A 16994-nucleotide genomic window follows, 5' to 3' on the forward strand; every position below is an offset into this window, starting at 1 on the left:
CTACCGGAGATGTAGAACGTTCTCCGCTCAGCGGGCCTTGGTCGGGGACGGAACGATGAGCGCGGCGACGAGCGCGAAGACCGCGGCCGCCGGAAGGGCCACGTGCGGGCCGAACCGGGTGACCAGCAGCCCGGCGATCACGGTGCCCGCGGCGTTCCCGATCGCCAGCGCGCTCCCCGCCCAGCCGAACGCCTCCGTGGCGGACCCGGCGGGAACGAGCTCCGACAATCGTTCGAAGAGCCTGGACATCGTCGGCGCGACCGTGCCGCCCCACAGGAACAGCACCACGGTGAGCGCCACCGTGTTCGGCGCGAGCGCCAGGACGACCAGGCCCGCGGCGACGAGCAACAGCAGGTGCCGCAGATCGATCGCGCGGTGGCGGACGGAGCCGTAGAGCAGTCCCCCCAGGAGCGACCCGAGACTTCCACAAGCCATGACGAGGCCCGCGTCGGCCGAGACGCTCGCGCCGCTGACCAGCGCGGCGACGCCGAGAACCTGCGCGGCGAGCGCGCAGGTCAGCATCGCGGCGCCGCCCATGAGCCTTGCCAGGCCGGGGAAGCGCAGGACCGCGCCCCATCTCGCGCGCTTGCCGGCCGGAGGCGGGGACACCTGCACCTTGCCGTCCCGGGCGTAGGCGACCGTGCCGAGCAGGACGAGCGCCGCCGCCACGAAGATGGCGACGCGGGGCCCTCCGGCCGAGGCGGCGAGCGCCGCGGCGGGAGGACCGAGGACGAAGGTGACTTCCTGCGCGATCGCCTCCAGCGCGCAGGCGGTCCGCCGCCGGCCATCGCCGACGAGGACGGGTAACACGGCACGGACCGAAGCCGTCAAGGGCGGCGCGGACAGGCCGACGAGGAAGGCGACGACGATGAGCACCGGCGCGCTGTTCGGCACGAGGGCCAGGGCGCACACCCCGCCGGCGTTGAGTACCGCGGTGATCTCCAGCACCCGGCGATGCCCCCTGGCGTCCGCCAGCCGGCTGAGCGCGGGGCCCGCGATGAACGCCCCGGCCGTCGTGGCCGCCGAGACCAGGCTGAAGACCGCGTAACTCGACTCCTCGGTGACGAGCATCATCAGCGCGAGCCCGAGCATCCCGTGCGGGAAACGACCGACGATGGAGGACCCGAACAGCCACGCGAACGATGGGACACGAAAGAGGTCCCGATAGGTGGTGGACACGGTCAGCCGTCCCGGCGTCCGTCAGGCACCGGGCCGGCGAGCCGCTCGGAGGCGGCATGGACGGCCGGGTGCGCGTGGAGCCTCGGCGCGGACCACCGTGAGCGAAGGGCATTGCGGCGGTACCGCGTGAACATACTTGGCCTTCCGATGTGTGTAACGTTCTACACCGCAACCTAAGACGCCCCAAAAAGCTTGTCAAACCGCAATCTGGCCCTGCGAAACGGGGGGGAGCCCTACAGGTGGCCGGCCGGGCGCTTCGCGGAGGCCGCGCTCGTGCCGCGCGGAACGAGGCGAGGCACGACGACATAGTGCACGGGCCGGGTGCGGCCGTCCAGTCGTTCGAGGAGCAGCCGCGCGCTCTTCGAGCCGGTGAGGCGGCCCGACTGGTCGACCGTGGTGAGCGAGACCCGGCCGATCGTCGAGGCGTAGATGTTGTCGTATCCGGCGACCGTGAGATCCTCCGGAACCCGCAGCTTTCGCTCCTCGGCCGCCCGCAGGACGCCCAGCGCCGCGATGTCCGCACCAGCGAAGATCGCGGTCGGCGGCTCGGGCCTGGCGAGCGCCTCCTGCGCGGCCTCGTATCCGCCGCGCTCGGAGTAGGAGGTCTCGATGATGTCGGGTTCGAGCCCGTGGCGCTTCATGGCCTCGACGTAGCCGTCGCCGCGCGCCGTGTGCGCGAGGACGTACGGCCTGGTCAGGCCGCCCGACGGGTGACCGGTGTACAGGATGCGCCGATGGCCCAGCTCCACCAGGTGGTCGACCATCAGCCGCGCGCCCAGGTAGTCGTCGTCCACGATGGTGTCGAAGTTGTCGGCGCCGCCATGGCGGGCGATCACCACGGTGGGCACCCTGGCTCCGAGCTCCTCCAGCCAGGCCGTGCTCATCCAGGGCGTTATGAGGATGAGCCCGTCGGCCTGCCGGTCGATGAGCGCCTCGATCCTGCGCACCTGACGGTCGGGGGCCAGGCCGGTGACGAAGATCTCCTGGTACGGCGTGCTCTCCAGCTCGTCGCTGATCCCCTCGACGATCTCCGACTGGAAGGGCGCCGACACGTCCGCGACCATGACCCCGATCGTGTAGGAGCGGCCCCGCATGGCGCGCGCCCCCGCGTGCGGCCGGTATCCCAGCTTCTCGATCGCCGCGGAGACCTTCTCCCGCATCTGGGGGCTGACACCGTAGGCGTCGCGCACCACCTTGGAGACCGCGGAGACCGAGACCCCCGCCTCCCTGGCGACGTCCTCGATCGTCACCCTGCGGCCCTCGGAATGGTTCTCCACGCGGACATCCTACAGAGACGCCCGGAGAGCGCCGTTCGCGCAACCAGGGCCGCAGTGGAACGTTGCACATATCTGGCCCGCTTGCATCGAGCCTATATTACTGTAAGCATCTTCATCGTCACTCATTGTGCATGCTCCCTTCAGGAGGCTCCCCCGGAGGCCCCCATGAACCGCCTGTCAGGCGCGCTGGCCGTCGGCGTCCTCGCACTCGCCGCCGGATGCTCCGGCCCGGCCGACTCCCCCACCCAGGTTTCCGCGCACAACATGATCAGCATCCACCTCTACCAGAAGCCGAAGCGCTTCTCTCCGCTGGATCCGCCCAGCGGCCCCGACCAGCAGGTCATGACATTGATCTTCGACAACCTGCTGACCGTCGACGACTCCTACGCCTACGCGCCGCGCCTGGCCGAGCGCTGGGAGGTGGACGAGGGCCGGATCACCTTCCACCTGCGCGAGGGCCTGAAGTGGAGCGACGGCATGCCGTTCACCAGCAAGGACGTGCTGTTCACCTACAGGTTGCTGGCCGATGCCAAGAGCGGCAGCGCGATGGCGGGCAAGCTCGCCGGGGCTTCCTTCGAGGCCCCGGACGACGCCACGTTCGTGATCAGGCCGGCCAGGCCGAACGTCGGCTTCCTCAGCCTGATCGCCGGGCCGTTCGCCTTCATCCTGCCCGAGCACGTGCTCGGCATGGAGCCGGTGGACAAGATCGCGGGCAGCGCCTTCTTCAACCACCCGACTGTCGGCATGGGCCCGTACACCTTCGTGAGCTACAAGACCGACCAGTACGTGGAGCTGGCCGCCAACCCGCACTACCGCAAGCCCATCGCGATCCCCAGGATCTTCCTCAAACCCATCGGCTCGGACGTGGCGACCGCGCAGCTCGGCACCGGCGAGATGGACCTGGTCCAGATCTCCCCCACCGACCTGCGGGCGGTGGAGGCGCTCAAGGGCGTCACCGTCTCGGCGAGGCCGAGTCCGGGCTTCGTCAGGATCGCGGTCGACCAGAGCGACCGGCGCTTCGCCGATCCCAGGGTACGGCGGGCGATGCTCCACGCCATCGACCGCCAGGCGCTGGTCGCCAAGCTCCTGGCCGGCAGGGGCCGGGTGCAGAACTCCTCGTTCGTCACCCCCTGGGCGCTGCCGGGCACGCTGGAGGAGTACGCCTACGATCCGGCCAGGGCCAGGTCGCTGCTGGCCGAGGCGGGCTGGAAGGCCGGCGAGAAGGTGACGCTGGCGTGGATCCCCGGCCAGCGCGACCGCGACGTGACGGCCACGGTGGTGCAGGGCGCGCTGAGCGCGGCGGGCATGGCCGTCGAGCTCAAGCAGGTGCAGGCGGCCGAGCTGCTGGAGTCCTACGAGAAGCGCACGTTCGACCTGGCGCTCTTCGGCGGCGGCAGCTACGCCGTGGACCCCTCCAGCAGCGTCACGATCATCAGTTGCGCCGCTTTCTACCCCAACGGGGGAAATATCAGTAACTTCTGCGACGAGTCGCTGGACGCTCTCACCGCCCGAGCCGACGCCCGCACCGACCGGGAGCAGCGCGCCCAGCTCTACCGGGAGGCCGCGAGCAAGGACAACGCCCAGGTCCCGTACCTGTGGTTGTACAACCCCGACACCCTGTGGGCCAGCGGCTCCCGGCTGCGCGGCTTCAGGCCCGGCGGCGACTTCACCACCGGCTTCTGGAACGCCGACGAGTGGACCCTGGCCGGCTGATGCTCGCCTACCTCGTGCGCCGGCTCCTGGCCAACGCCGCCGTCTTCCTGCTCGTCAGCGCCGGCGTGTTCCTCCTGGTCCGCGCCGCGCCCGGCGACCCGGTCCGGATGATGGCCGACCCCGAGCAACTGGCCTCGGGCGGCCCCGCTTTCGTCGCCGCCAAACGCGCCGAACTCGGCCTCGACCAGCCGGTCCTGGTCAGGTACGGCATCTGGCTGCGTGACGTGCTGGGCGGCGACCTCGGCTACTCCTTCGTCAGCCGCCGCCCGGTGGCGGAGGTGCTCGGCGAGCGGATGGGACCCACCGTGCTGCTCATGGGCACCGCCCTGGCGATCGGCCTGGTGCTGGCGGTGGCGGCGGGCACGCTGGCCGCGACCCGGCGCAACACCGCGATCGACTACGCCACCACCGTCGCCGGCCTCGGCACGATCTCGGTGCCCAGCTTCTTCCTGGGCATCGCCGCGATCTACCTCTTCTCGCTGAAGCTCGGCTGGGTGCCGTCCTCCGGCATGTCCACACCGGGCGACGGTGGCGGCGCCGACGTCCTGGCCCACCTGGTGCTGCCCGTGGCCGTCCTCGGGCTGTCCATCGCCGGTCCGTTCACCCGGTACGTGCGAGCCGGGCTGCTGACGGAGCTCGGCGCCGACTACGTGCGCACGGCCGAGGCCAAGGGCGCCGGTCCCGGCCGGGTGCTGATCCGGCACGCGCTGCGCAACGCGCTGATCCCGCTCATCACCGTCGTGATGATCTCCATCCCGCAGCTGCTGGCCGGGGCGGTCGCGCTGGAGCAGGTCTTCGCCTGGCCGGGCATGGGGCAGCTCGCCGTCAGCTCGATCGGCCAGCTCGACCACCCGGTGGTGATCGGTTTCGCGATGTTCGTCGCGGTGCTCGTGCTGCTCTGCAACCTCGCCGCCGACCTGCTCTACGCGGTGGCCGACCCGAGGATCAGCCTGTCATGACCACCGTCGCCCCCGCCTCCCGGGCCGCCCGGCGCTTCCGGCGCAACCGCGTGGCGCTGGCCGGCGCCGTGTTCCTGACCGCCGTCGGCGTGCTGGCGCTGGCCGCGCCGCTGGTGGCCGGGCACGACCCGAACGCGGTCGATCTGGCCGCCTTCCGCGAGCCGCCGTCAGCGGCGCACCTGCTCGGCACCGACTCCTCCGGGCGCGACGTGTTCGCCAGGCTCGTGCACGCGGGCCGGGTCTCGCTGCTGGTCGGCCTGCTGTCGTCGCTGGCGGCGGTCGCCGTCGGCACACTGCTCGGCGCCCTGGCCGGCATGTTCGGCGGGCCGGTCGACGCCGTCGTCATGCGCGCCGCCGACGTGGTGCTCTCCTTCCCGTCGCTGGTCGTCATCGTCGTGCTGGCGGGCGTGCTCGGGCCGGGCACCGCGATGCTCGTGCTCGTCCTCGCCGCGTGCAACTGGCCGACCACCTGCCGGGTGGTGCGCGGGCTGACGCTGTCGCTGCGCGAGCGGGAGTACGTCCAGGCGGCGCGCGGCTTCGGCGCCGGGCGGCTGACGGTGATCGGCCGGCACGTGCTGCCCGCTGTTCTGCCGCAGGTCGCGGTGGCCGGCACGCTGCTGGTGGCGCAGATGATCCTGCTGGAGGCGGTGCTGTCCTTCCTCGGCCTGGGCGTGCGGCCGCCGCGGGCCAGCTGGGGCAACATGCTGACCGACGCCCAGAACCTCACCCTCATCCAGACCATGCCGTGGTTGTGGCTGCCGCCCGGCCTGGCCATCGCGCTGACCGTGCTGGCCGTGAACTTCGTCGGCGACGGCCTGCGCGACGCCGTGGACCCGAAGGGAGTGCGCGGGTGACGCCGCTGCTCACGGTCGACGACCTCGCGGTCGAGTTCCCCACGGAGGACGGCGTGGTGCGCGCCGTCGACGGGGTCAGCCTGGAGGTGGGGCCGGGCGAGATCCTCGGCGTGGTCGGTGAGTCCGGCTCGGGCAAGAGCGTCACCGCGATGTCGGTGCTCGGCCTGGTCCGGCCGCCGGGGCGGGTGGTGCGCGGCAGCGTCCGCTTCGACGGCGAGGACCTGCTGGCCCTGCCCGCGCGCCGGCTGCGCCGGATCCGGGGCCGCCGCATCGCGATGATCTTCCAGGACCCGATGACGGCGCTCAACCCGGTCGTCCCGGTCGGCGCCCAGATCGCCGAGGCCATCAGGCTGCACCAGCCGCGGCTCGGCCGCGCCGCCGTGCGGGCCCGCGTGCTGGAGCTGCTGGCCTCCGTCGGCATCGCCGACCCCGCCGACCGGTACGGCCGCCATCCCCACGAGTACTCCGGCGGCATGCGCCAGCGCGCGATGATCGCGATGGCCCTGGCCAACGGGCCCGACCTGCTCATCGCCGACGAACCGACGACCGCGCTGGACGTCACCGTCCAGTCCCAGGTGCTCGGCCTGCTCGACACGGCCCGGCGGGAGGCCGGGGCGGCGGCGGTGCTCATCACCCACGACCTGGGCGTGATCGCCGAGCTGGCCGACCGGGTCGCGGTCATGTACGCGGGCCGCGTCGTCGAGCACGGCGACGTGCACCAGGTCTTCGCCACGCCCCGCCACCCCTACACGCGCGGCCTGCTGTCCAGCCGGCCCGGCCTGGAGGCGGCGGGGGGACCGGTGCCGATCCCGGGCAGCCCGCCTGACCTGCTCGCGCCGCCGCCCGGCTGCGCCTTCGAGCCGCGCTGCGCGTTGGGCGCCGGCCGCGCCGCCTGCCGGGCGGACCGTCCAGAGCCGGTCGCGGTGGCCGCCGGTCACCTGTCGGCCTGTCATTTCCACGAGGAGCCGGCGTGAGCGAACCTGTCCTGGCGGTCGAGGGCCTGGTCAAGCACTTCCCGATCCGCACCGGGGTCCTGCGCGGGCAGACGGGGACGGTCCGGGCCGTGGACGGCGTGGACCTGGCGCTGTACTCCGGCCGCACGCTCGGGCTGGTCGGCGAGTCCGGCTGCGGCAAGTCCACGACGGGCCGGCTCGTCGTGCGCCTGGCCGAGCCCACCTCCGGCCGCATCCTGTACGGCGGGCGCGACCTGGCCGCCATGTCGCACGCCGAGCTCCGCCCGCTGCGCGGCGAGATCCAGATCGTCTTCCAGGACCCGTACTCGTCGCTGTCGCCGCGGCTGACCGTGCACGAGATCGTCGCCGAGCCGCTGCGCACCCAGGGCCGCTACCGCGACGGCGGCCGGGAACGGGTCGGCGAGCTGCTGGAGCTGGTGGGCCTGTCGCCCGAGCACGCCAACCGCCATCCGCACGAGTTCTCCGGGGGCCAGCGCCAGCGCGTCGGCATCGCCAGGGCGCTGGCCCTGAACCCGCGCGTGCTGGTGCTGGACGAGCCCGTCTCCGCGCTGGACGTCTCGATCCAGGCGCAGGTCGTCAACCAGCTCGCCCACCTGCAGCGCGAGCTGGGCCTGGCCTACCTGTTCATCTCGCATGACCTGTCGGTGGTGCGGCAGCTGTGCGACAGGGTGGCGATCATGTACCTGGGCCGGATCGTGGAGGAGGGCGGGCGGGCGGAGATCTTCGCCCGGCCTGCCCACCCCTACACCAGGGCGCTCATCTCCGCCGTGCCGATCTCGGATCCGTCGCAGCGCGGCAGGAGGAGGCGGATCGTGCTCGCCGGTGACGTGCCCAGCCCGGCTGACCCGCCGTCGGGGTGCCGCTTCCGTACCCGCTGCTGGAAGGCCCGGGAGCGATGCGCCGTCGAGGAGCCGGCGCTGACCGGCGCGGGGCACCGCGTCGCCTGCCACTTCCCCGACGGCGCTACCTGGGCTTCTCGTCCGTCCAGCCCGCCTTGATCACCGCGATGGAGTTCCACATCGTGCCGGGCTCGAACCCGGCCTGCAAGCCGCGCGGCTTCACCACGACGTACTCGTTCGCCAGGGCCTGCCCGGTCGCCTCGTCGATGATCAGCCGGTGCTCCGTGACGCCGCCGTCGGCGGTCTGCTCGTTGATCGCCACGGCCGTGCCCGTGCGCCCCTCGGCGTCCGTGACGTTCTCGATGACCCGTACGTCGCCGAGCTCGGCCAGCATCCGGAACGCGGCGCCGCGCACCTCGGGCGTCACCGGCATGTTCATGATCAACCCCGTGCTGACCACGAACAGCCACCCGTCGCCCACCATCGGCACGTCGGTGGCATGGCCCTTCCAGGCCAGGAGCCGCTTCTTGAGCTCGTCCGGGTCTCCGGGCAGCTCGCGCAGTTCTTTCACCGAGACGTTGCGGCCCAGCCAGAACACCTTGTCCCCGTCGGTCAGCGGGCTGCGGCCGGTCATGGTCCGGCCCGGCGACGTCTTGAGGATCATGGGCTTGGGCTTCCCGGGGACCGTGACCTCGATGGAGGCAGGCGACCCGGCGCGCTCCCACGCCAGCCGGTCCCACTCGGTGGCCGGGCGGACTCCGAGGGACTGCATGCGACCCCACTGCTTCTGCTCCGGGCCGGTGGCGCTGGGCGTCCAGCCCTCGTCCCGCTGCTGGTCGAGCACCCGGTAGCCGCCCTTGGCGGCGGCGAACAGGGTCCGGCGCACCGACACGGTGTGCCAGTACGCGCCCTTGCCCTCCGGTTGCCGCTCCGCCCTCGCGGCGGCGGCCAGCAGCACCTCGCGGGCCGACAGCGTCACCGTCCCCTGGGTGCTCGCCGGCCTGTCGGGGGCTCGTGGCGTAGACGTCGTGCCGTTGGTCGCGACGACCACGGCCACCGCGGTGACGGCCGCCGCGGCTCCGGCGAGCCCCAGGCTCCATACGGGCCGCGCGGCCCTGCGCCGGCGCCGGACCGGCCGGGGCTGCGACATGGCGCGGGAGAGCTCGGCGGCCCTGGTGCGCGGGTCGATCGGCCGCTCTCCGAGGTGGGCGGGCCGGGCGGCCCGCAGTTCGTCGATGGGGTTCATGACCACTCCTCGTTGAGGCTCCGCACGTGGGGCAGGGGTTCGCGCCGGGGGCCGGCGTCCGTGGCCTCCATGGCCTGCTTGAGCCGCTTGCGCGCCCGATGCAGCCGTACGCGGAAGGCCGCCGACGAGCAGCCGACGACGCGCGCGCCCTCCTTCGGCGACAGCCCGTGCCAGGCGACCAGGACGAGGATCTCCCGGTCGTCCTCGGGCACGGCGGCCAGCGCGCGCAGCACGCCCATCCGCTCGGTCACGTGCTCGGCCACGTCGCCCTCGACCCAGGCCCGCAGCTCCGCCGCGACCGCCTCGCGGCGGACCTCGGCGCGTACGTTGTCGCGCAGCACGTTCCTGGCGACGCCGAGCAGCCACGGCAGCGCCGGCTCGGGCACGTCCTCCAATCGCCGCCAGGCGATCGCGAACGTCTCGCTCACCACCTCGTCCGCCACCTGGCGGCCCGCGCGGCTCACGACATAGGCCCACACCCGTTGTCGGCATTCGTCGTACATGCCGGTGAACCGGTGCTCATCATCTGACACCGCCCAGCCCCTTCGTTCGGGATGCGTTGTTCTGACACCACGAAGTGGCCGCAACCCTCCCGTTGTTACACCCTTCTGGTCAGCTGATCGGGACGGTGAGGCGGCGTCTGGCGGGTGACGGCTCCCTGCGCTCGCCGAGGAGGGTCATGAGCTGGTCCATGGCCACCTCGCCGAGCTTCTCGCCGTCCACGTCGATCGAGGGGACGTCGCCCAGGCCGAGGCTCTCGACGATCATGCGCTCCGAGCTGACCACGACCTCGCGGATCCCGCGGTGGAGCAGGGCGAACATGAGACCGAGGCCGATCGAGGTCGCGTACGGGACCACGGCGGTGGCGCGGGCGGCCACCACGGCCTCCGCCGTCTCCACCCCGGCGGCGAACGTCGAGGGGTGGGGGCCGAGCATGGTCAGGGTCGCGCCGCTCGACCCGGCCGCGGCGCGGATGGCCGCCTGGCGCTGGCGATCCTGCCAGGAGCCCGCCGGGCCGCCGATGTAGACGATGCGCTCGTGGCCCATTTCGGCGAACCGGGTGACGAGCGTGCCGAAGGCGGTGGCCGTGTCGGCGACCGCCGAGGTCATGCCCTCGATCTCGCGGTCGATGAGCACGGTCGGCTTGAACGACGCGGCGGCGCGGACGATCTCGTCCGAACCTCGCGGCGCGGTGAACAGGAAGCCGTCGACCTGGTGCGCGAGCTGCTCGACGGCGGCGACCTGGGCGGCGTGCTCCAGCGAGTGCACCGCGATGGTCAGCTGCATGCCCGAGCCGGCCGCGCGCGCCTGGGCGCCGCCGATGATCGGGGTGAAGAAGGTGTTGTCGAGGGTGGGCACCACGACGGCGACCACCCCGGTCCGCCCGCGGGCCAGCTGGGTGGCCGCCCGGTTGGGGACGAATCCGAGCTGCTCGGCGGCTGCGCGGACGCGGGCCACCGTTTCCGGGGCGGCCAGGTCCGGCCGGCCCAGGGCGCGGGAGGCCGTCGCCTTGGAAACCCCGGCCAGCGCGGCGACGTCCGCGAGTGTCGGCACTGATCCTCCTTGAGTCGTTACACGGATTTCACACAGGGGTTTGTGCGGCAGGCCGCTCATAATCTATGGTCAGGCTCATGCAACCGGTTCCGCAACCGGTTCCATCCAAGCGTACGCCACGGAGAAAGGACGCCGACATCTCCCGCAAATCGGCCCTTCTGCTGGTGCCTGGTCTCGTCCTCCTCGTCGCAGGTTTCCTCATCCCCTCCGCGGCGATGCTCTTCGCGCCGCCGGACGTGCCGACCGGCGAGATCTTCGCACGCCTGGGCCAGATGCTCACGGACCCGTACGACCTGGAGGTGATCGGGCGCACGGTCGGGCTGGCCCTGGCTGTCACGATCATCTGCGTCGTCCTCGGCTTCCCCATCGCCTACTGGCTCGCCCGCTCGCCGTCACGCTGGAGCGGGGTCTTCCTGGCAGTGGCGATCTTCCCATTGATGCTGAGCAACGTGGTAAGGACGTTCGGCTGGCTGGTGATCCTCGGCTCCAAGGGGGCGCTCGGCCGGCTGCTCGTCCAGCTCGGCATCGTCGACGTGGCGCCGCAGCTGCTCTACACCAAGCTGGCGATCGTCCTCGGCCTCACCCAGCTGTTCCTGCCGCTGGCGATCATCTCCTGCTACTCGGCCGTCGCCCAGGTCGATCCCGGCCTGGACGACGCCTCGCGCGGGCTCGGCGCGAGCCGGATCCGTACGATGTGGAACGTCGTCATCCCGCTGACCATGCCGGGCATCGTGGTGGCCGCCACCCTGGTCTTCGCGGGGTCCGTCACCGCCTACACCACGCCCTACCTGCTCGGCGGGTCCAGCCAGCGGATGCTGTCCACGCAGCTGTTCAACTACGCGAGCACCACGGTCGACTGGGCCTCCGCCTCGGCGACGGCGCTCATCATGACGGTCCTGGTCTTCCTGGTCTCCGGGCTGTCCTCGCTGATCGGGCGGAAGGGGGCCACCTCATGAAGCGGCCGATCACGGCGGCGCTCGCGGTCATCGGCTACGTCATCATGATCGTGCCGATCATCTTCGTGGTCGCCACCGCCTTCACCGCCGGCAGCACCCTGAGGTTCCCGCCCGACGGGATCTCGCTGCGCTGGTTCGACGAGGCGCTCGGCTACGAGCCGTTCATCGAGGCCGCGCTCTCCAGCCTGGAGCTCGCCGTGCTCGCCACCGCGCTCGCGCTGGTGCTCGGCGTGCCCGTCACGCTCGCCGTCCACCGCGGGAAGCTGCCCGGCAAGGGCCTGGTCGAGGGGCTGTTCCTGTCGCCGCTCATCGTCCCCGAGCTGGTCGTCGGCCTCGCGCTGTTCCAGCAGCTGATGGTCGGCCTGGACCTGGACAACTTCAGCACCCTGCTGGTCGGGCACACGGCCCTGATGCTGCCTTATGCGGTACGCGTGACCGGCGCCTCGCTCGCGCTGGCCGACCCCGCGCTGGAGGAGGCCGCCCGGGGGCTCGGCGCCTCGCCGCTGCGCGCGTTCCTCAACGTGACGTTGCCCGTCCTGCGTCCGGGGATCTTCTCCGCCGGGCTGCTCAGCGTGGTCACGTCGTTCAACAACGTGCCGCTGTCGCTGCTGCTGCAGGGACGCGACTTCCGGACGCTGCCGGTGACGATGCTCGACTACGTGCAGCAGTCGTACGACCCGATGGTCGCCGCCGCTTCCACCCTCATCCTGGCCGCCACCGTGGTCATCGCGGTGATCGCCGAGCGCACGGTCGGATTCGCCAAGATCTTCGGAGGGATCAACCAATGACCGCCGCCGCCGAGCTGATCGCAGTCACCCAGAGGTTCGGCTCCTTCACCGCCGTCGACGACATCGACCTCGCCGTGCCGGCGGGGAAGCTGACGACGCTGCTGGGCCCGAGCGGCTGCGGCAAGACCACCACGCTCAGGATGATCGCGGGCTACTCGGCACCGACGTCGGGGACGATCCGCATCGACGGGGTCGACAGCACGCGCACGCCGCCGGAGAAGCGCGATCTCGGGATGGTCTTCCAGTCGTACGCGCTGTTCCCGCACATGACGGTGGCCGACAACGTCGGGTACGGGCTCAAGCTGCGCAAGGTGCCGTCCGCGGAGAGACGCTCGCGGGTCATGGAGACGCTCGACCTCGTCGGGCTCGCGCACCTGGCCGACCGCAAGCCGAAGAAGCTCTCCGGCGGGCAGCAGCAGCGGGTGGCGCTGGCCAGGGCGATCGCGATCAGGCCCAAGCTCCTGCTGCTCGACGAGCCGCTGTCCAACCTCGACGCCCGCCTGCGCGTCCAGATGCGGGCCGAGATCCGGCGCATCCAGGCGGAGACCAGGCTGACCGTCATCCTCGTCACCCACGACCAGGACGAGGCCCTGGAGATGTCCGACGAGATGGTCATCATGAACGAGGGCAGGATCGTGCAGCAGGGCACTCCCCAGCAGGTCTTCCCCCGTCCCGCCGACCGCTTCGTCGCCGAGTTCCTCGGCTACGAGAACTTCCTCACCGCGGCCGACGGCACCCCTCTGACCATCCGGCCCGAGCATCTGCGCATCGCGGAGAAAGGTCACGGCCCTGGCCACAGCCTCGACGCGACGGTGGTCGACGTGGCCTTCCGCGGCGTCGACCTGCTGGTCTCGCTCGACGTGCTCGACCCTTCGGGCGCGACCGTCAGGCTGCTCGCCGACGTACGCAGCGGCGCGACCCTGACGCCCGGTTCGAGCGTCATGGTGATCGCGCCGGACGACCATCTCGTCTCACTCCCCCGCTGAAAGTAAGGAACGACCCCATGCCCACACGCCGCGCCATAGTGGCCGCCGCTCTGACGGTGCTCGCCGCAGCCGGATGTTCCGGCTCCGGCTCCAGCGACAAGCAGGCCGATCAGAACACCATCGTCGTCAGCACCTTCCCCTTCGGCGTGAAGGAGTTCGAGCAGGCGGTCGTCGCCCCGTTCAGCAAGCAGACGGGGATCAAGGTCGAGCTGGACACCGGGTCCAACTCCGACCGGCTGTCGAAGCTGAAGCTCGCCAAGGGCGAGCCGGAGTCGGACGTGGTGCTGATCTCCGACTACTTCGCCGCGCTCGGGCAGAAGGACGGCCTCTTCCAGAAGGTCGACGTGCCCAACATGAAGCAGCTCGCGCCGTTCGCGACCGAGGGCGCCTACGAGGGGCCGGCCTACACGCACCAGCTCAACGGGATCATCTACAACACCGGCAAGCTGAGCCAGAAGCAGGCCGCCGACTGGGAGCTGTTCGCCAACGCGGCGAACAAGGGAAAGGTCGCGCTTCCCGATATTTCGGTGACCGCCGGACAACTCATGATTTCGGGGGTGGGTGAGTCGTACGGCAAGGGCCCCTACGACATCGACACCTCGCTGAAGACCCTGGCCGGCTGGGCGCCGAACGTCCTGCAGTTCTACACCTCCTCGACCGAGGTCACGAACCTGCTGACCCAGGGCGAGATCGTCGCCGCCGACGCGCTGAGCGGCTTCGCCACGAAGCTCGTCACCTCGGGCGAGCCGATCGCCTGGACGGCGCCCGCCAAGGGCCGCTACATGGCCACCAACCGGGCGATGATCCCCAAGGGCGCGCGCAACGCGCAGGGAGCGGCGAAGTTCATCGACTACATGCTGTCGGCCGAGGCGCAGAGCGCCATGGCCAAGGCCGCCGGTGACCTGCCCACGAACCCGAAGGCCGAGATCCCGGCCGACATCGCCAAGGTGACGGGCGAGGCGGCCAAGGACCCGGTGGCCGCCGGGTTCAAGACCCTCGACCCCGCGCAGCTCGTCGACACCCGCGCCGCCTGGGTCGACCGCTTCACCCGCGAGGTGGCCGGCAAGTGAACCTTGACCTGCTGCCCAAGGTCGATCTGCACTGCCATCTCATCGGCACCGTACGCGCCTCGACCTTCGCCGAGCTGGCCAGGCGGGAGGGGCTCGACCTGCCCGACACGCCCGAGCGGATCTACGCGGACGTGAACTCGCTCCCGCCGGACCCGGCGCTCTACCTGGACACCCGGGTCCCGGTCCCGCAGGGCAGGAGCGCCGACGAGCCCGAGGTCTCCTACTCCCTCTTCCAGGTGTCCTCGTGGGTGCTCCAGGTCCTGCGCGACGCCGACGATCTCACCAGGATCACCTATGAGGCGTTCGAGGACGCCCACCGGACCAGCGCGACCAGGCATCTCGAGGTCTCCTTCGACGCGCTGACCGAGCATCAGGACAGGCTCGGCTACGCCACGGTGATCGAGGCGTACGCCGAGGGCATCAGGATGGCCGAACGCGACTTCGGCATGTCGGGCAGGCTCATCGCGGCCGTCGACCGGAGCAGGTCGGGAGACGAGGCGCTCTCCTGGGTGCGCACGGTCGTGGACCACCCGCACGACTACGTGGCGGGGATCGGGCTGGACAACCTGGAGACCGCCGGGCCGCCCGAGCGGTTCGAGGCCGCCTTCCGGCTGGCCGGCGAGGCCGGGCTCCGGCGTACCGCTCACTCCTCCGAGCACGCGCCCGTCGCCGTCAACACGGTCACCTGCCTCGACGTGCTCGGCTGCGACCGGATCGACCACGGCTACTTCGTGCTCGAGGACGACGAGGTCGTCGCCAGGGTGCGGGACGAGCAGATCCCGTTCACCGTCATCTCGACCACCTCGCGGCGCTCGTGGCGGCCGTGGCGGCGGGCGTCGATCGCGGCGATGCTCGAGGCGGGGCTCAACGTGATCCCCGCTTCCGACGACCCCGGGATGTTCCCGACGTCGCTGGCGAACGAGTATCGGATCCTGTCCGAGCAGCTCGCCGTACCGGATGAGCGGTTGCGCGCGATGGCGCTGGCGGGGGTGGAGGCGTGCTGGCTGCCGGAGCCGGAGAAGGACGCGCTGCGCAGGCGCTTCGAGAGCGAGCTCGCGAACCTGGACTGATCGCGGGTGTCAGCCTCGCGGGTCGGCGGTGCCGAACTGGTGGGCCTGCGGGATGGTGGTGACGACATGGGCCACCACGCGCTCCGACAGGCAGGTGTGCCGGTGCGGCACGTCGCCGGGAAACCGGACGAAGTCACCGGCGGACAGCTCCACCTGGTCCTCGACGGGGCCCGTGCGCAGCTTGCCGGTGATGACGTACACGTGGTGCAGCGTGCCCAGCGAGTGGGCGGGCACGGTCGGGCACGGCGTGCCGCGCTCCAGTCTCATGACCAGCGTGTGCACGTAGCCGGATCTGGTCGTGCTGTACGCGCCCGACCACTACAACGGCTTCTACAAGGAGATGCCGCCGTTCTGCCTGGCCACCGAGGCGCACGAGGTCCGGACGTGGATCGCCGCGTTCGCCTCGCTCGCCGCAACCGGCAGGTACCGCATGACCTTCCGCTTCTACCGGGCCATCCCCGAGTGGATCGCCGGCTTCGCGGTCGCCACCGCGTCACCGCAGGACGCGCGATGACCGCCGCCGGCCGGGCCGCCGGCCGGGCCGCCGACCGGGCCGCCGACCGGCCGGCTGACGCGGCCCGCACCGGCGCGACGTGGCGGCCGGAGGCGTCGAGCCCGGCGATGAGGCCCGTCAGGGGCGGCCTGCGCGGACCAGCTCATCGGGAGGGGCAGAGGCGGTGGCGCGCGAGCGCGTCGTAGAACGGTTGGTGGTGTTCGGCGATGCGGCGCAGGTGCTCGTTGGTGTCGGGCGTCTCGCGCCGCTCGGACGTCCTGGCCTCCAGCCCGCTGCTCTCGGCCACCTCCGCGTGCCACCGGTTCGTACGCTGCCAGTTCGCCTGCTGACCGGGATCCCAGCGCATCGCCTCGGGCATGAACTCGAGCCCGACCCGCTCGCAGTAGGCCCGGACCGTCGCCTCTGGATCGGCCACGAGATCGTCGCCGTCGATCACCAGGGGGACCTCGCCGGTGGCCGACCGCACGGCTTCGAAGATGGCGTGCAGGTATTCGAAGCCGTACTCGTCCAGGGTGGCCTCGGGGTTCATGGCGTAGTGCGAGGATATCGCGCCCCGCGGCTCCCGGATCATGAAAGTGTTGATGACGTCGCTGTACAGGCGTTCGTCCTGGAGCAGCGGCGTGTACGTGTAGTCGGAGGTGTCCTTGGCGAACACCCGGCGCCCGCCGGCGTTGACCTCGAGTATCACGTCGAGCAGCCCGACCGCCGACGTGACGCGCCGGTCCGCGAGCTCGAAGTGGCCGTCCACCTGCAGGTAGGAGAACGGCTCGTGGACCACCTCGAGATCGCCGCGCTCCAGCATGATGCGCAGGAACGCGGTGGACCGGGATCGGGGCACGGCCCACAGCAGGATGGGCTTCGGCGCGGCACTCATTGCGACCACGCGGTGGGGCGGCGGTCCCAGCGGTGTTCGCGCAGCTGCGCCAGCAGTTCTTCGCTCAGCGGTTCGGCGTCGCTGGTGGCGAGGTTGGCGCGTACGTGGGTGAGGTTGCGCATGCCGGGGATGACGGTGGCG

Annotated in this window: 18 protein-coding genes; 11 read left to right on the plus strand and 7 right to left on the minus strand. The window is 71.4% G+C overall.

The annotated features are described in order from the left end of the window. Window positions 1–27: 27 nt before the first annotated feature. Both ACFKCF_RS57865 and ACFKCF_RS57870 read right to left on the minus strand, forming a co-directional pair. Window positions 28–1179 carry an MFS transporter gene (locus ACFKCF_RS57865; RefSeq protein ID WP_394505582.1) on the minus strand — a complete coding sequence of 384 codons (1152 nt, stop codon included), beginning with the start codon at window positions 1177–1179 and terminating at the stop codon, window positions 28–30. A 233-nt stretch (window positions 1180–1412) separates the two neighbouring features. Next, on the minus strand, window positions 1413–2456 hold the full coding sequence (locus ACFKCF_RS57870) for a LacI family DNA-binding transcriptional regulator (protein WP_394505584.1): 1044 nt from the start codon (window positions 2454–2456) through the stop codon (window positions 1413–1415). Window positions 2457–2621: 165 nt separating this feature from the next. On the opposite strand from ACFKCF_RS57870, the gene ACFKCF_RS57875 reads away from it, so the two are divergent. Genes ACFKCF_RS57875 through ACFKCF_RS57895 form a run of 5 tightly spaced genes read left to right on the plus strand, consistent with a single transcriptional unit; the run spans window position 2622 to window position 7954 of the window. Further along, window positions 2622–4169 carry an ABC transporter substrate-binding protein gene (locus tag ACFKCF_RS57875; protein WP_394505586.1) on the plus strand — a complete coding sequence of 516 codons (1548 nt, stop codon included), beginning with the start codon at window positions 2622–2624 and terminating at the stop codon, window positions 4167–4169. Continuing rightward, window positions 4169–5128 (plus strand): ABC transporter permease, encoded by a 960-nt coding sequence (locus tag ACFKCF_RS57880; protein ID WP_394505588.1) that lies wholly within the window; start codon window positions 4169–4171, stop codon window positions 5126–5128. The genes ACFKCF_RS57875 and ACFKCF_RS57880 overlap by 1 nt, the downstream gene beginning before the upstream one ends. Next, window positions 5125–5982 (plus strand): oligopeptide ABC transporter permease, encoded by an 858-nt coding sequence (opp4C, locus tag ACFKCF_RS57885; protein ID WP_394505589.1) that lies wholly within the window; start codon window positions 5125–5127, stop codon window positions 5980–5982. The genes ACFKCF_RS57880 and opp4C overlap by 4 nt, the downstream gene beginning before the upstream one ends. Beyond that, window positions 5979–6956: an ABC transporter ATP-binding protein gene (locus ACFKCF_RS57890; protein WP_394505591.1), complete on the plus strand. Its 978-nt coding sequence runs from the start codon at window positions 5979–5981 to the stop codon at window positions 6954–6956. Before opp4C ends, ACFKCF_RS57890 begins: the two co-directional genes overlap by 4 nt. After that, window positions 6953–7954, plus strand: a complete 1002-nt coding sequence (locus ACFKCF_RS57895; RefSeq protein ID WP_394505593.1) for an ABC transporter ATP-binding protein — start codon at window positions 6953–6955, stop codon at window positions 7952–7954. The genes ACFKCF_RS57890 and ACFKCF_RS57895 overlap by 4 nt, the downstream gene beginning before the upstream one ends. On the opposite strand, the gene ACFKCF_RS57900 is transcribed toward ACFKCF_RS57895, so the two are convergent. The 3 genes from ACFKCF_RS57900 to ACFKCF_RS57910 all read right to left on the minus strand — a co-directional run bounded on the left by ACFKCF_RS57900 (window position 7920) and on the right by ACFKCF_RS57910 (window position 10595). Further along, the gene (locus ACFKCF_RS57900) at window positions 7920–9041 is read right to left on the minus strand and encodes a CU044_5270 family protein (RefSeq protein WP_394505594.1); all 1122 of its coding nucleotides are present in this window, start codon (window positions 9039–9041) and stop codon (window positions 7920–7922) included. The two genes, ACFKCF_RS57895 and ACFKCF_RS57900, sit on opposite strands and share 35 nt — an antisense overlap. Further along, window positions 9038–9574 (minus strand): RNA polymerase sigma factor, encoded by a 537-nt coding sequence (locus ACFKCF_RS57905; RefSeq protein ID WP_394505595.1) that lies wholly within the window; start codon window positions 9572–9574, stop codon window positions 9038–9040. The genes ACFKCF_RS57900 and ACFKCF_RS57905 overlap by 4 nt, the downstream gene beginning before the upstream one ends. Window positions 9575–9653: 79 nt before the next feature. After that, window positions 9654–10595 (minus strand): LacI family DNA-binding transcriptional regulator, encoded by a 942-nt coding sequence (locus ACFKCF_RS57910; RefSeq protein ID WP_394505597.1) that lies wholly within the window; start codon window positions 10593–10595, stop codon window positions 9654–9656. A 164-nt stretch (window positions 10596–10759) separates the two neighbouring features. Between ACFKCF_RS57910 and ACFKCF_RS57915 the strand changes: the two genes are divergently transcribed. From ACFKCF_RS57915 to ACFKCF_RS57935, 5 genes are read left to right on the plus strand one after another with little or no spacing between them, the layout of a single operon-like run. Beyond that, window positions 10760–11551, plus strand: a complete 792-nt coding sequence (locus ACFKCF_RS57915; RefSeq protein WP_394505599.1) for an ABC transporter permease — start codon at window positions 10760–10762, stop codon at window positions 11549–11551. After that, window positions 11548–12339, plus strand: a complete 792-nt coding sequence (locus ACFKCF_RS57920; protein ID WP_394505600.1) for an ABC transporter permease — start codon at window positions 11548–11550, stop codon at window positions 12337–12339. Before ACFKCF_RS57915 ends, ACFKCF_RS57920 begins: the two co-directional genes overlap by 4 nt. Further along, on the plus strand, window positions 12336–13325 hold the full coding sequence (locus ACFKCF_RS57925; RefSeq protein ID WP_394505602.1) for an ABC transporter ATP-binding protein: 990 nt from the start codon (window positions 12336–12338) through the stop codon (window positions 13323–13325). The genes ACFKCF_RS57920 and ACFKCF_RS57925 overlap by 4 nt, the downstream gene beginning before the upstream one ends. A gap of 17 nt (window positions 13326–13342) precedes the next feature. Then, a complete protein-coding gene (locus ACFKCF_RS57930) occupies window positions 13343–14395 on the plus strand; it encodes an extracellular solute-binding protein (protein WP_394505604.1) in 1053 nt (350 codons plus the stop codon). Next, a complete protein-coding gene (locus ACFKCF_RS57935) occupies window positions 14392–15465 on the plus strand; it encodes an adenosine deaminase (protein ID WP_394505606.1) in 1074 nt (357 codons plus the stop codon). The genes ACFKCF_RS57930 and ACFKCF_RS57935 overlap by 4 nt, the downstream gene beginning before the upstream one ends. A gap of 9 nt (window positions 15466–15474) precedes the next feature. Here ACFKCF_RS57935 and ACFKCF_RS57940 read toward each other — a convergent pair whose 3' ends face one another. Next, entirely contained in the window at window positions 15475–15732 is a 258-nt protein-coding gene (locus ACFKCF_RS57940; RefSeq protein WP_394505608.1) for a cupin domain-containing protein, read from the minus strand. A 31-nt stretch (window positions 15733–15763) separates the two neighbouring features. Here ACFKCF_RS57940 and ACFKCF_RS57945 point away from each other — a divergent pair, with 31 nt between their 5' ends. Further along, complete coding sequence (locus ACFKCF_RS57945; protein ID WP_394505609.1) at window positions 15764–15979, plus strand: hypothetical protein; 216 nt, start codon at window positions 15764–15766, stop codon at window positions 15977–15979. Between the two features lie 142 nt (window positions 15980–16121). Here ACFKCF_RS57945 and ACFKCF_RS57950 read toward each other — a convergent pair whose 3' ends face one another. Then, a complete protein-coding gene (locus tag ACFKCF_RS57950; protein ID WP_394505611.1) occupies window positions 16122–16853 on the minus strand; it encodes a sulfotransferase family protein in 732 nt (243 codons plus the stop codon). Window positions 16854–16994: the final 141 nt, after the last annotated feature.

It is taken from the genome of Nonomuraea sp. JJY05 (assembly GCF_043496855.1).
In the GTDB taxonomy this organism is placed as follows: Bacteria; Actinomycetota; Actinomycetes; order Streptosporangiales; family Streptosporangiaceae; genus Nonomuraea.

What these genes read in the sequence shown, in the direction of transcription:
- ACFKCF_RS57875 (WP_394505586.1), top strand. Translation starts at nt 2,622, where the DNA reads ATGAACCGCCTGTCAGGCGCGCTGGCCGTCGGCGTCCTCGCACTCGCC.
- ACFKCF_RS57880 (WP_394505588.1), top strand. Translation starts at nt 4,169, where the DNA reads ATGCTCGCCTACCTCGTGCGCCGGCTCCTGGCCAACGCCGCCGTCTTC.
- opp4C (WP_394505589.1), top strand. Translation starts at nt 5,125, where the DNA reads ATGACCACCGTCGCCCCCGCCTCCCGGGCCGCCCGGCGCTTCCGGCGC.
- ACFKCF_RS57900 (WP_394505594.1), bottom strand. Translation starts at nt 9,041, where the DNA reads ATGAACCCCATCGACGAACTGCGGGCCGCCCGGCCCGCCCACCTCGGA.
- ACFKCF_RS57920 (WP_394505600.1), top strand. Translation starts at nt 11,548, where the DNA reads ATGAAGCGGCCGATCACGGCGGCGCTCGCGGTCATCGGCTACGTCATC.
- ACFKCF_RS57925 (WP_394505602.1), top strand. Translation starts at nt 12,336, where the DNA reads ATGACCGCCGCCGCCGAGCTGATCGCAGTCACCCAGAGGTTCGGCTCC.
- ACFKCF_RS57930 (WP_394505604.1), top strand. Translation starts at nt 13,343, where the DNA reads ATGCCCACACGCCGCGCCATAGTGGCCGCCGCTCTGACGGTGCTCGCC.
- ACFKCF_RS57940 (WP_394505608.1), bottom strand. Translation starts at nt 15,732, where the DNA reads ATGAGACTGGAGCGCGGCACGCCGTGCCCGACCGTGCCCGCCCACTCG.
- ACFKCF_RS57950 (WP_394505611.1), bottom strand. Translation starts at nt 16,853, where the DNA reads ATGAGTGCCGCGCCGAAGCCCATCCTGCTGTGGGCCGTGCCCCGATCC.